This window comes from Roseateles sp. (genome assembly GCF_039595595.1).
Lineage (GTDB): Bacteria > Pseudomonadota > Gammaproteobacteria > Burkholderiales > Burkholderiaceae_C > Roseateles.
In genome coordinates, this window is record NZ_JBCNLG010000033.1 from 24,686 (window position 1) to 36,751 (window position 12,066).

Genomic DNA, 12,066 nt, shown 5'->3' on the forward strand with positions numbered 1-12,066 from the left:
CTGCCGCCGCTCACTGCGGCGCGCCTTCTCCATGCACCACCAGCACCGGGAAGGCGCAGTGGGTCAGCACCTTCTGCGTCTCGCTGCCCAGCAGCAGCGCCTGCAGGCCGCGGCGCCCATGCGTGGCCATCACCAGCAGATCGGCGTTGACGCGCCTGGCGTGCTCGATGATGGCCTCCCAGGGGTGCAGGGCCTCGACGCTGTGGGCCTCGATCTCCAGACCCTGCGCCCGGGCCGCGGTCAGCACCTGGCTGAGCCGCTCCTGCGCGATGCGCTCCTGGGCGTCGAAGAACTCCTGCGGCGGCGTCGGCTGCATCTCCGACACGGCGCTGTAGGGGAAGGGCTCCTTGACGCTGATGGCGAACAGCTTGGCGTTGTGGAACTTCGCCAGCTGGATGGCCGTCTGGATGGCCTTGGCGGAGATGTCGGAGCCGTCGGTGGGAATCAGGATGCGCTGGAACATGGCGAGCCTCCTTCGAGCGGACGATGGGCTGGGTGGACCGGACCTCGCCGCGGCGGGGTCAGGACTTGCCTTCGCAGTCTGACCTTCCCATGGTGCTCGCGCCATGCGCATTGTCAATACCGGCCGCTCTTCAGCCCTTGGCCATCGGCAGGCGCGGATTGGCGCTCCATTCGCTCCAGGAACCGGGATAGAGCCGGCTGCCCGTCAAGCCGGCGTGATGCATCGCCAGCAGGTTGTGGCAGGCCGTCACGCCCGAGCCGCATTGGTGCACGGTGGCGCTGGCCTCGCGGCCGCCGAGCAGGGCCTCGAACTCCTCGCGGAGCTGCGCCGGCGCCTTGAAGCGGCCTTCCGGCGTCAGATTGGTCTTGAAGAAGCGGTTCGTCGCACCCGGGATGTGACCGGCCTGCGCGTCCAGCGGTTCGACTTCCCCGCGGAAGCGCTCGCCGGCGCGGGCGTCGATCAGCCGCACCTGGCCCAGCCGGGCGAGCAGGTCCTGGGCGCTGAGCGGGTGTTCCAGCGGCTCTCCGGGCGAGAAAACGCCAGCGGCAGGCGCGGCCGGGTCGCTGGCGACCTCCGCGCCCGCCTGCTGCCAGGCGGCGAAACCGCCATCGAGCACCGCCACGTTCGCATGGCCGAGCCAGCGCAGCATCCACCACACGCGGGCGGCGTACATGCCGTCCGCCGCGTCGTAGGCGACCACCTGGCGGCCCGGCGTCATGCCCAGGGCGGCCAGCCGCGCGGCGAAGGCGTCGCGCTCGGGCAGCGGGTGGCGGCCGCGGAAGGTGCCGAAGGCGTCCTGCTTCGGGCCGCTCAGATCCCGGTCCAGGTGCAGGTAGAACGCGCCGGGGATGTGGCCGGCGGCGTAGGCGCGTTCGCCGGCGGCGGTGTCACCGAGGTCGAAGCGCGCATCGATGATCAGCGGCGGCGCGCCCGAGGCCATCAGCGCGCGCAGCGCCTCGACCGAGATCAGGCCGTCATGGGCCGCGGAGGGGGAGGTCGTGCCGTTCTTCATCCGTTCATGATTCCTGGACTGAATGCTGGGCGTCCTTCGGCGTGTTCCGCGCGCGGAGCATCGTGGCGCCGAGGCCGGCGGCGACGATGAGCAGGATGCCGATCCACGACTTCCAACCCGGGCGGTCGCCGAAAAGGAGCACACCATACAACGCCGAGAACACGATGCCCAGATATTGGAGCGACGCGTTCACCAGCGGTTTGCCGGTGCCGTAGGCCCGCGTCATCAGCAATTGCGCCGCGGTGGCGAGCACGCCCACGGCCAGCAGCAGCGCCGCGCCGGTCCAGGTGTGGGCATGCCAGCCGCCCTGTGACGCGAGCGTCGTCAGCGCCCCCGCGACGACGCCCCCCATCGAGAAGTAGAAGACGATGCGGTACTCCGGTTCCCCCGCGCGTCCCAGCGAAGTCACCTGCAGGTAGGCCATCGCCGACAGCATCCCCGACGCCAGACCGGCCAGGCCATGCCAGACCTGCTGCTCCTGCATCGCCGGCTGCAGCACCAGCCCCACGCCGAGGAAGCCCAGCAGCACCGTGACCACCAGCCGCGGATCGACCCTGGCCGCGCCCATCAGCACCGCGCCGCCGATCAGGAACAGCGCCATCCAGACCGAGGACATGTAGTTCAGCGTCATGGCCGTGGCCAGCGGCAGCTTGCTGATGGCGAAGAACCACAGCGACAGCGCGATCACGCCGGACAGGCTGCGCCAGAAGTGCATCGCCGGCACGCTGGTCTTCAGCGACAAGCCCTTGCTGCGCGTCATCGCGAACAGGAAGAGCGTGCCGACCAGGCCGCGATACATGACGATCTCGCCGGCGCCGTAGTAGGCCGAGGCCAACTTGACGCAGACGCCCATGGTGGCGAACAGCAGTGTCGCCAACACCATCAGAAGGGGTGCAGACATGCGGCGGATTCTCGCGCCGAAGTTCCGCCCCTCCTGTTGCGGGGAGCCGCAAAAGCGAACGCCCCGCAGGGGCGGGGCGTTGTGCGCACCGGGCCGCGGCCGGAGCGGGGTCAGCGCGCCGTTGCCGGGGCGCTCAGCGCTTCATCAGCGCGCGGTACCACTCGTGGAAGTGCTTCATGCCGTCTTCCATCGGCGTCTGGTATGGGCCGACCTCGTTGTCGCCACGCTCCATCAGCGCCTTGCGGCCGGCGTCCATGCGCAGCGCGATCTCGTCGTCCTCGATGCAGGTCTCCATGTAGGCGGCCTGCTGAGCGTCGACGAAGTCGCGCTCGAAGGCGACGATCTCCTCCGGGTAGTAGAACTCGACGATGTTGGTCGTCTTCTGCGGGCCCTTGGGGAACAGCGTCGACACCACCAGCACGTTGGGATACCACTCCACCATGATGTTGGGGTAGTACGTGAGCCAGATCGCGCCCTGCTCGGGCGCCTGGCCGCCGGCGAAGCCCAGCACCTGCTGGTGCCACTTCTCGTAGACCTGGGAGCCCGGCTTGGCCAGCGCCTTGTTCACGCCGACCGTCTGCACCGAGTAGTCACGGCCAAATTCCCACGCCAGGTCGTCGCAGGTCACGAACTGGCCGAGGCCCGGGTGGAATGGGCCGACGTGGTAATCCTCCAGATAGACCTCGATGAAGGTCTTCCAGTTGTAGTCGCATTCGTGGACGTGGACCTTGTCGAGCTGGTAGCCGCTGAAGTCCAGCGCGCCGCGCGGGCCCAGCCGGGCCAGGTCCGCGGCGATGTCGCGGCCGTTGTCCTCGAACAGCAGGCCGTTCCACTCGCGGATCTTGTAGCGGTTCAAGTGCAGACAGGGGTCCTGCTTGAAGTGCGGCGCGCCGACCAGTTCGCCCTTGAGGTCGTAAGTCCAGCGGTGCAGCGGACAGACGATGTGGCTCCGCGTGTTGCCGCGGCCGCGCAGCATCACCGCCTGGCGGTGGCGGCAGACGTTGGAGATCAGTTCCAGGCCTTGCGCGCTGCGCACGATCGCGCGGCCTTCGCCTTCCTGCGGCAGGGCGTAGTAGTCGCCGACCTCGGGCACGGCGAGCGCGTGGCCGAGGTAGCGGGGACCGTGCTGGAAGATCAGTTCCTGTTCGCGGCGGAACAGGTCCTCGTCGAAGTACGAGGTGACGGGCAGCTGGAGGTGGCTGGGAGCCGTGCTGCGTTCAAGAGGGCTGAGAGGGATGCTCAGGTCGGACATGATCCAAGAGGGTCTCCAAGAAACCAATGTCAACCGTCGCCGCCCGCCCCCCAGATTGGACGGATCGGCATGTTGGACTGGGCAGGGGAACCGGCCATTGTACCCGGACCTCCTTCCACTGGGGCGGGCCACCTTGTCAACCCCGTTGTCGTTTGCGCCGGATACACCCGCTGACGCCTGTGGCGCTCGGTTCACATCCCCTGATGGTCGGAACTCGGACCGGGGAGTGCCGGTGCTTACAATCCCCCTTTTCGCGTTTTGAAATGAGCAAGCCTTCCGTCAGCGCCAAGACGGCGCAGCCCGCGATCCAGGAGCAGGAGCCCGCCAGTTACGAACTGGCGGTCGAGGAGTTGGAGCGTCTGGTGCAGGCCATGGAGGCCGGGCAACTGCCGTTGGATCAGTTGCTGGCCAGCTACCAGCGGGGGGCGTTCTTGCTCAAATATTGCCGCGCGCGGCTTCAGGCCGTCGAACAACAAGTACAGGTCATCGAAGGTGGCAGCGCGCAGGCTTGGGGAGAAGAGTAAGTGGATGCGGGTGTTTTCGAACGTTGGGTGAAGCAATCGCTGCTGGAAGTCGAGCAGGCGCTCGAAGCCTGGGTACCCGAGGGCGCGCCCGCCGGTCTGGGCGAGGCGATGCGCTACGCGGTGCTGGGCGCCGGCAAGCGGCTGCGCCCGCTGCTGGTGCTGGCCGCGGCCGAAGCCGCCAGCGGGCAGCGCGAGGCCGCCATGCGCGCGGCCTGCGCGGTGGAGCTGATCCATGCCTACTCGCTGGCGCATGACGACATGCCCTGCATGGACAACGACGTGCTGCGCCGCGGCAAGCCGACGCTGCACGTGCAGTACGGCGAAGCGCAGGCGATGCTGGCCGGCGACGCGATGCAGGCGCTGGCCTTCGACGTGCTGACGCCGGACGAGGGCGTCGCCCCCGCGCTGCAGGCCCGGCTGTGCCGCCTGCTGGCGCGCGCCAGCGGCTACGACGGCATGGCTGGCGGCCAGGCGATCGACCTGGCCAGCATCGGCAAGCCGCTCGATGAAGCCGCGCTGCGCGACATGCACCGCCGCAAGACCGGCGTGCTGCTGCAGGCCAGCGTGCTCATGGGCGCCGCCTGCGGCGAACTGACGCCGGCCGCCTGGGACGCGCTGAGCCGCTATGGCGCCGCGATCGGCCTGGCCTTCCAGGTGGTCGACGACATCCTGGACGTCACGCAGGACAGCGACGTGCTCGGCAAGACCGCCGGCAAGGACCAGGACAACAACAAGCCGACCTACGTCAGCGTGCTGGGCCTGGAGCCCGCCCGCGCGTACGCGCTGCGGCTGCGCGATGAGGCGCACCAAGCCCTGGCCGCCAGCGGCCTGGCCGACACCGCCTGGCTCAGCCTGCTGGCTGACAAGGTGGTGGAGCGCGACAACTGAACTGGCGAGAGAGAGGCCTGGCCATGAGCGAGAACACCACCACCGCGACGGCTTCGCAGACGCTGCTCGGCGCGATCGAGGGCCCCGCGGACCTGCGGCGGCTGTCGCGCAGCCAGTTGCCGCAACTGGCCGACGAGGTCCGCGCGCACATCCTCAACAGCGTCTCCAAGACTGGCGGTCACCTGTCGTCCAATCTGGGCACCGTCGAGATGACGATCGCGCTGCACTACGTCTACGACACGCCGCGCGACCGCCTGGTGTGGGACGTCGGCCACCAGACCTATCCGCACAAGATCCTGACCGGCCGCCGCGACGCGATGGCGACGCTGCGCCAGCAGGGCGGCATCTCGGGCTTCCCGCGCCGCGACGAGAGCGAGTACGACACCTTCGGCACCGCCCACTCGAGCACCTCGATCTCCGCCGCGCACGGCATGGCGATGGCGGCCAAGCTCAAGGGCGAATCGCGCCGCGTGGTCGCGATCATCGGCGACGGCGCGATGACCGCCGGCATGGCCTTCGAGGCGCTGAACAATGCTGGCGTCGCGCATGGCGGCCTGCTCGGCGACGTGCTGGTCATCCTGAACGACAACGACATGTCGATCAGCCCCCCGGTCGGCGCGCTGAACAAGTACTTCACGCGGCTGATGAGCGGCAAGTTCTACGCCGCCGCGCGCGAAGGCGCGAAGTCGGTGCTCAAGCACACCCCGCTGTACGAGTTCGCCCGCCGCTTCGAGGAGCACACCAAGGGCATGTTCGTGCCCGGGACCATCTTCGAGGAGTTCGGCTTCAACTACGTCGGCCCGATCGACGGCCACGACCTCGACGCGCTGATCCCGACGCTGGAAAACCTGCGCGACAAGAAGGGCCCGCAGTTCCTGCACCTGGTCACGCGCAAGGGCCAGGGCTACAAGCTGGCCGAGGCCGACCCCGTCAAGTACCACGGCCCGACGCCGTTCAACCCGGCCGAAGGCATCAAGCCGTCGACCGCGCCCTCGAAGAAGACCTTCACGCAGGTCTTCGGCGATTGGCTGTGCGACATGGCCGAGGCCGATCCGACGCTGGTCGCGATCACGCCGGCGATGCGCGAGGGCTCGGGCATGGTCGAGTTCCACAAACGCTTCCCGACGCGCTACTACGACGTCGGCATCGCCGAGCAGCACGCGGTGACCTTCGCCGGTGGCTTGGCCTGCGAGGGTCTGCGGCCGGTGGTGGCGATCTACTCGACCTTCCTGCAACGCGGCTACGACCAGTTGGTCCACGACGTGGCGCTGCAGAACCTCCCGGTGCTGTTCGCGCTGGACCGCGCGGGCCTGGTCGGCGCCGACGGCGCGACCCATGCCGGCAACTACGACATCGCGTTCACCCGCTGCATTCCGAACATGAGCGTGATCACGCCGTCGGATGAAAACGAATGCCGCCGCGCGCTGTACACCGGCCACCTGCACGACGGCCCGGTGACGGTCCGTTATCCGCGGGGCGCCGGCATCGGCGCGGAGATCCAGAAGGACATGGTCGCGCTCCCGTGGGGCAAGGGCGAGATGCGCCGCAGCGCGTCGGCAGCGCAGGCCAATGGCCGCGGTGCCCCGCGCATCGCGGTGCTGGCCTTCGGCACGCTGCTGCATCCGGCGCTGAAGGCGGCCGAGGCGCTCGACGCGAGCGTGGCCAACATGCGCTTCGTCAAGCCGCTGGACGTGGAGCTGGTGAAGGAACTGGCCCGCACGCACGACGCGCTGGTGACCGTCGAGGACGGCTGCGTCATGGGCGGCGCCGGCAGCGCGGTGATGGAAGCGCTGCAGGCCAACGGCCTGTCGCTGCCGGTGCTGCAGCTGGGCCTGCCCGACGAGTACGTCGAGCACGGCGAGCCCGGCAAGCTGATGGCCCAGTGCGGGCTGGACGCGGCCGGCATCGAGCGCTCGATCCGCGAGCGCTTCCTCGCCGCCACGGCCGCGCCGGCGCTGCGCTCGGTCGCGAATCAGTAATCCGCTCAGTCATCCGCTGTTGCTGGCGCGAGCGCGCGCTTCACGGCTTGGATGAAGTCGTCGGCCAGCGCGTGCGCCGGCCGGTGCACAGGCCGCAGGGCCTGGATGCGGAAGGGCACCGACACCGAGAAGCGCCGCAGCGCCAGACCGGGACCCGCGCAGGCGCGCGCGGTCAGGGGATTCACCAGCGCGATGCCCAGTCCCTGCTGCACCAGCGCGCAGACGGCGATGGCGCTGTGCGTCTCAAGCTGCAGCCGGCGCTGCACGCCGGCCGCCGAAAAGATCGCGTCGAACTGCCGGCGGTAAGGATCCTCGACCGACAGGCTCACGAAGCGCTCCCCCTTGAAATCCGAGGGCGTCAGCACCGATTTCTCGAGCAGTCGATGGCCGGCCGGCAGCACGCAGACCTCGTCGAGCTCGACCAGCGTCTCGCTGCGCGTGCCCGGCACGCTGGCGGTGACCTCGCTGAGGCCGAGGTCGAAGCGCTGGGCAGCCATCCACTCTTCCAGCAGCGGTGACTCCTGTGGCGTCAGCGTGAGCCGCGCCTGCGGATGCTGGCGCAGCCAATCAGCGCTGGCCTGCGGGAGCAGCGCGTGCGCCAAGGCCGGCAGCGTGAGCACGCGCAGCCCTTCGTCCTCGGCGCGGCCCAGCGCCTGCGCGCGCGCGACCACCTGATCCAGTCCCTGATAGGCGCGCTGCACCTCGTCGAACAGCGACAGCGCCCGGGCCGTCGGTCGCAGGCGTCCGGCGGCGCGCTCGAACAGGGCGTAGCCCAGCAGCGATTCCATCCGCGCCAGTTCACGGCTGACCGTCGGCTGCGAGGTGAACAGCAGTTGCGCGGCGCCGGTGACGCTGCCAGCGGTCATGACGGCGCGGAACACCTCGATGTGGCGATGCGTGATGGGCAGCGACATCGCGTGAGCATAGCAGTGCATATCAAAAGTGAATCCGCCTTTGAAGACAAAGCATTTGATTGAATGACTGGCAGCGGAGATGCTTGCAGCAGTTCGATTCGAAGGATTCCCGACATGCCGCAGCCCATGACTCCCGCCCGTGAACAGCAGCTCCAATCGCTCGCGAGGCGGTACGGCACTCCGCTCTGGGTGTACGACGCCCCCATCATTCGGGAGCGCATCGCCGCCCTGAGAGGCTTCGACACGGTGCGATTCGCCCAGAAGGCCTGCTCCAACACCCACATCCTGCGCTTGATGCGGGAGCAGGGCGTCAAGGTGGATTCGGTGTCCCGCGGCGAGGTGCTGCGCGCGCTGGCGGCCGGCTTCACGGTCGGCACCGGCGCTGACGCGGTGCATTCCGACATCGTCTTCACCGCCGACCTGCTGGACCGTGAAACGCTGAAGACGGTGGTCGAGCATCGCGTGCCGGTCAACGCCGGCTCGATCGACATGCTGGAACAGCTCGGCGAGGTCTCGCCCGGCCATCCGGTCTGGCTGCGCCTGAATCCCGGCTTCGGCCATGGGCACAGCAACAAGACCAACACCGGCGGCGAGCACAGCAAGCACGGCATCTGGCATGAGCAGCTCGGCCACGCGCTGGCGGTCATCGCGCGCCGCGGGCTGACGCTGATCGGCCTGCACATGCACATCGGCTCGGGCGTCGACTACGGCCACCTGGGCCGCGTCAGCGGCGCGATGGTCGAACTGGTGCGCACGGTCAAGGCGCAAGGGATGGATCTTCAGGCGATCTCCGCCGGCGGCGGCCTGTCCATCCCTTATCAGGCGGGTGGCGAGCCCATCGACACCGCCCACTACTTCAGCCTCTGGGACGCCGCCCGCAAGGAAGCGGAAGACATCGTCGGCCATCGCCTCGCACTCGAGCTCGAGCCGGGGCGCTATCTCGTGGCCGAGTCGGGCGTGCTGCTCGCGGAAGTCCGGGCGGTGAAGTCGCAAGGCCGACAGCATTTCCTGCTGGTCGACGCCGGCTTCAACGAACTGATGCGGCCCGCGATGTACGGCAGCTTCCATGCCATGAGCCTGATTCCCGCCGACGGCCAGCGCCGGCCCGTGCGCGACACCGTCGTCGCCGGTCCGCTGTGCGAATCGGGGGACGTCTTCACGCAGGCGGAAGGGGGCGTCGTGCTGGCGCGCGAATTGCCGCAAGCGCAGGTCGGCGACCTGCTGGTCCTCCACGACACCGGCGCATACGGCGCGTCGATGTCGAGCAACTACAACAGCCGGCCGCTGATCGCCGAGGTGCTCGTGGACGGCACCTCGGACCGGCTGATCCGCCGCCGCCAGACCGTCGAGGAGTTGCTGGCCCTTGAGGCCGTGTGATCCCTTGCCGCCAGGGCGGTCGCGGAGGGAGCGGAAATGCGACGTGAGGCGGTCGTGACCGACTCATGATGTTTGCTATCGCACAAACGAGTTCTGATAGCTTCGATCAATAGGGATTCGCAATAGGCTGCATTGGGGAATTCAACCCCGGCGATAGCTTCGGCCCCCTATCATTCCGTCCATCCCATCCACCCTCACTGCGAGAGACCAAGCAATGTCCCTGATCAATACCCAAGTCCAGCCCTTCAAGGCCCAGGCTTTCCACAACGGCAAGTTCATCGAGGTCACGGAAGAGTCGCTCAAGGGCAAGTGGTCCGTGCTGATCTTCATGCCGGCTGCCTTCACCTTCAACTGCCCGACGGAAGTCGAGGACGCGGCCGACAACTACGCCGAGTTCCAGAAGCTGGGCGCCGAGGTCTACATCGTCACGACCGACACGCACTTCTCGCACAAGGTGTGGCACGAGACCTCGCCGGCCGTGGGCAAGGCCAAGTTCCCGCTGGTGGGCGACCCGACCCACGCGCTGACCAACGCCTTCGGCGTGCACATCCCGGAAGAAGGCCTGGCGCTGCGCGGCACCTTCGTGATCAACCCGGAAGGCGTGATCAAGACGCTGGAAGTGCATGACAACGCCATCGCCCGCGATGTCAAGGAAACGCTGCGCAAGCTGAAGGCGGCCCAGTACGTCGCCAAGAACCCGGGCCAGGTCTGCCCGGCCAAGTGGAACGAAGGCGCGGCGACCATCGCCCCGTCGCTGGACCTGGTCGGCAAGATCTAAGGATCTCGCCCTCTCGGGGGAACAGGCCGGTGACGGCCTCCCCCGAACCGGTGATCCGGATGAGGACCCTCCTCACCCCCTCACGGCAAATGCGCGGCTCGCGGACCTGGACGGTCCGCGGGTGGGCGCGCGGCCGCCCCTGCATGGAACGAATGGGGAGGCCGGTTCTCGAAGTCGCTTAAGAACTCTGAAAGGAAGCAACGATGTTGGACGACAACCTGAAGGCGCAGCTCAAGGCCTACCTGGAGCGGGTCACGCTGCCGTTCGAAATCGAGGCTTCGTTGAGCGACTCCGAGAGCTCCGCCGAGTTGCAGCGTCTGCTGCAGGACATCGCCGCGATGTCCGACAAGATCAGCCTGAAGCTGGACGGCAACGACGCGCGCAAGCCCTCGTTCAGCCTCAAGCGGGCCGGGACCGGGCAGAGCCTGCGCTTCGCCGCGATCCCGCTGGGCCATGAGTTCACCTCGCTGGTGCTGGCGCTGCTGTGGACCGGCGGCCACCCCCCGAAGGTGGAGCAGGCCACCATCGATCAGATCAAGGGCCTGGACGGCGACTACGCCTTCGAGGTGTACATGTCCCTGACCTGCCACAACTGCCCGGACGTGGTGCAGGCGCTGTCGCTGATGTCGGTGCTGAATCCGCGCGTCAAGACGGTGGTGATCGACGGCGCGCTGTTCCAGGACGAGGTCAATGCCCGCGAGATCATGGCCGTCCCGACGGTCTACCTGAACGGCCAGGAATTCGGCTCGGGCCGCATGACGGTCGAGGAGATCGCCGCCAAGCTCGACACCAACGCGGCGGCCAAGGACGCGGCCAAGCTGTCGGCCAAGGATCCGTACGACGTGCTGATCGTCGGCGGCGGCCCGGCGGGCGCGGCGGCGGCGGTGTATGCGGCGCGCAAGGGCATCCGCACCGGCGTCGCGGCCGAGCGCTTCGGCGGTCAGGTCAACGACACGCTGGCGATCGAGAACTACATCTCGGTGCTGTCCACGGACGGACCGAAGTTCTCGATGGCGCTGGAGTCGCACGTCAAGGATTACGGCGTCGACGTGATGAACCTGCAGCGCGCCGACAAGCTGATCCCCGCCACCGAGCCGGGCGGCCTGATCGAGCTGCGGCTGGCCAACGGGGGTTCGCTCAAGAGCAGGACGGTGATCGTGTCGACGGGCGCGCGCTGGCGCAATGTCAATGTGCCGGGCGAGCAGGAATACAAGAACAAGGGCGTGGCCTACTGCCCGCACTGCGATGGGCCGCTGTTCAAGGGCAAGCGCGTGGCGGTGATCGGCGGCGGGAATTCGGGTGTCGAGGCGGCGATCGATCTGGCCGGCATCGTGGCGCATGTGACGCTGCTGGAGTTCGGCGACACGCTGCGCGCGGACGCGGTGCTGGTGAAGAAGCTGGAGAGCCTGCCCAATGTCGTGATCCTGAAGCAGGCGCAGACGACCGAGTTCACCGGCGCGGGCGGCAAGCTGGACGGGCTGAACTACACGGACCGCGCGACGGGCGAGAGCAAGCGCGTCGAGGTGGAAGGCGTGTTCGTGCAGATCGGCCTGGTGCCCAACACGGAGTGGCTGCGCGGCACGGTCGAGCTGTCCAAGCACGGCGAGATCATCGTCGACGCGAAGGGGCAGACCTCGGTGCCGGGCGTGTTCGCCGCGGGCGATGCGACGACGGTGCCGTACAAGCAGATCATCATCGCCGCCGGCGACGGCGCGAAGGCGGCGCTCAGCGCGTTCGACCACCTGATCCGGAACTGATCACCCTGCGTCGCAGAGAACTCCCTCGCCCCCGACAGGGGGAGAGGGGAGGGGAGAGGGGTCGTCGAAGTACGGAAGTGTTGCCCTGCGGCGAACCCCTCTCCCCCGCCCTTGTATGTAGCAAAGTACGCCCAGGCCGCCACAGGCCGACCCGCCCAGGGTAGGCGCTTGGGCGCCATACCGAGGGAGAGCGAGGGTCGTGGCGGCCGACCTCGGTTCGT

Annotated in this window: 11 protein-coding genes; 6 read left to right on the top strand and 5 right to left on the bottom strand. The window is 68.2% G+C overall.

All coding sequences use genetic code 11. The features are described from left to right. Nucleotides 1-10 precede the first annotated feature (10 nt). The 4 genes from ABDW61_RS23825 to ABDW61_RS23840 all read right to left on the bottom strand — a co-directional run bounded on the left by ABDW61_RS23825 (nucleotide 11) and on the right by ABDW61_RS23840 (nucleotide 3,628). Nucleotides 11-463, bottom strand: coding sequence for a universal stress protein (locus tag ABDW61_RS23825; protein ID WP_343642345.1), 453 nt, complete (start codon nucleotides 461-463; stop codon nucleotides 11-13). Between the two features lie 130 nt (nucleotides 464-593). Next, nucleotides 594-1,475 (bottom strand): sulfurtransferase, encoded by an 882-nt coding sequence (locus tag ABDW61_RS23830; protein ID WP_343642347.1) that lies wholly within the window; start codon nucleotides 1,473-1,475, stop codon nucleotides 594-596. Nucleotides 1,476-1,479: 4 nt separating this feature from the next. Further along, nucleotides 1,480-2,376 carry a DMT family transporter gene (locus tag ABDW61_RS23835; protein WP_343642349.1) on the bottom strand — a complete coding sequence of 299 codons (897 nt, stop codon included), beginning with the start codon at nucleotides 2,374-2,376 and terminating at the stop codon, nucleotides 1,480-1,482. Nucleotides 2,377-2,509: 133 nt separating this feature from the next. Beyond that, nucleotides 2,510-3,628, bottom strand: coding sequence for an aromatic ring-hydroxylating dioxygenase subunit alpha (locus ABDW61_RS23840; protein WP_343642351.1), 1,119 nt, complete (start codon nucleotides 3,626-3,628; stop codon nucleotides 2,510-2,512). 263 nt (nucleotides 3,629-3,891) lie between these two features. Between ABDW61_RS23840 and xseB the strand changes: the two genes are divergently transcribed. From xseB to dxs, 3 genes are read left to right on the top strand one after another with little or no spacing between them, the layout of a single operon-like run. Next, the gene (xseB, locus tag ABDW61_RS23845) at nucleotides 3,892-4,152 is read left to right on the top strand and encodes an exodeoxyribonuclease VII small subunit (RefSeq protein ID WP_343642353.1); all 261 of its coding nucleotides are present in this window, start codon (nucleotides 3,892-3,894) and stop codon (nucleotides 4,150-4,152) included. Then, nucleotides 4,153-5,040 carry a polyprenyl synthetase family protein gene (locus ABDW61_RS23850; RefSeq protein ID WP_343642355.1) on the top strand — a complete coding sequence of 296 codons (888 nt, stop codon included), beginning with the start codon at nucleotides 4,153-4,155 and terminating at the stop codon, nucleotides 5,038-5,040. A 23-nt stretch (nucleotides 5,041-5,063) separates the two neighbouring features. Further along, nucleotides 5,064-7,019 (top strand): 1-deoxy-D-xylulose-5-phosphate synthase, encoded by a 1,956-nt coding sequence (dxs, locus tag ABDW61_RS23855; protein ID WP_343642356.1) that lies wholly within the window; start codon nucleotides 5,064-5,066, stop codon nucleotides 7,017-7,019. Nucleotides 7,020-7,024: 5 nt separating this feature from the next. On the opposite strand, the gene ABDW61_RS23860 is transcribed toward dxs, so the two are convergent. Next, nucleotides 7,025-7,933 carry a LysR family transcriptional regulator gene (locus tag ABDW61_RS23860; protein WP_343642358.1) on the bottom strand — a complete coding sequence of 303 codons (909 nt, stop codon included), beginning with the start codon at nucleotides 7,931-7,933 and terminating at the stop codon, nucleotides 7,025-7,027. A 114-nt stretch (nucleotides 7,934-8,047) separates the two neighbouring features. Here ABDW61_RS23860 and lysA point away from each other — a divergent pair, with 114 nt between their 5' ends. The 3 genes from lysA to ahpF all read left to right on the top strand — a co-directional run bounded on the left by lysA (nucleotide 8,048) and on the right by ahpF (nucleotide 11,845). Further along, on the top strand, nucleotides 8,048-9,310 hold the full coding sequence (lysA, locus tag ABDW61_RS23865) for a diaminopimelate decarboxylase (RefSeq protein WP_343642360.1): 1,263 nt from the start codon (nucleotides 8,048-8,050) through the stop codon (nucleotides 9,308-9,310). A gap of 214 nt (nucleotides 9,311-9,524) precedes the next feature. Beyond that, the gene (gene ahpC / locus ABDW61_RS23870) at nucleotides 9,525-10,088 is read left to right on the top strand and encodes an alkyl hydroperoxide reductase subunit C (protein WP_343642362.1); all 564 of its coding nucleotides are present in this window, start codon (nucleotides 9,525-9,527) and stop codon (nucleotides 10,086-10,088) included. A 203-nt stretch (nucleotides 10,089-10,291) separates the two neighbouring features. Then, nucleotides 10,292-11,845, top strand: coding sequence for an alkyl hydroperoxide reductase subunit F (ahpF, locus tag ABDW61_RS23875; protein WP_343642364.1), 1,554 nt, complete (start codon nucleotides 10,292-10,294; stop codon nucleotides 11,843-11,845). Nucleotides 11,846-12,066 lie beyond the last annotated feature (221 nt).

Bases quoted from the DNA above. Each gene is read 5' to 3' on its own strand.
- ABDW61_RS23825 (WP_343642345.1), bottom strand. From the start codon at position 463: ATGTTCCAGCGCATCCTGATTCCCACCGACGGCTCCGACATCTCCGCC.
- ABDW61_RS23830 (WP_343642347.1), bottom strand. From the start codon at position 1,475: ATGAAGAACGGCACGACCTCCCCCTCCGCGGCCCATGACGGCCTGATC.
- ABDW61_RS23835 (WP_343642349.1), bottom strand. From the start codon at position 2,376: ATGTCTGCACCCCTTCTGATGGTGTTGGCGACACTGCTGTTCGCCACC.
- ABDW61_RS23840 (WP_343642351.1), bottom strand. From the start codon at position 3,628: ATGTCCGACCTGAGCATCCCTCTCAGCCCTCTTGAACGCAGCACGGCT.
- xseB (WP_343642353.1), top strand. From the start codon at position 3,892: ATGAGCAAGCCTTCCGTCAGCGCCAAGACGGCGCAGCCCGCGATCCAG.
- dxs (WP_343642356.1), top strand. From the start codon at position 5,064: ATGAGCGAGAACACCACCACCGCGACGGCTTCGCAGACGCTGCTCGGC.
- ABDW61_RS23860 (WP_343642358.1), bottom strand. From the start codon at position 7,933: ATGTCGCTGCCCATCACGCATCGCCACATCGAGGTGTTCCGCGCCGTC.
- lysA (WP_343642360.1), top strand. From the start codon at position 8,048: ATGCCGCAGCCCATGACTCCCGCCCGTGAACAGCAGCTCCAATCGCTC.
- ahpC (WP_343642362.1), top strand. From the start codon at position 9,525: ATGTCCCTGATCAATACCCAAGTCCAGCCCTTCAAGGCCCAGGCTTTC.
- ahpF (WP_343642364.1), top strand. From the start codon at position 10,292: ATGTTGGACGACAACCTGAAGGCGCAGCTCAAGGCCTACCTGGAGCGG.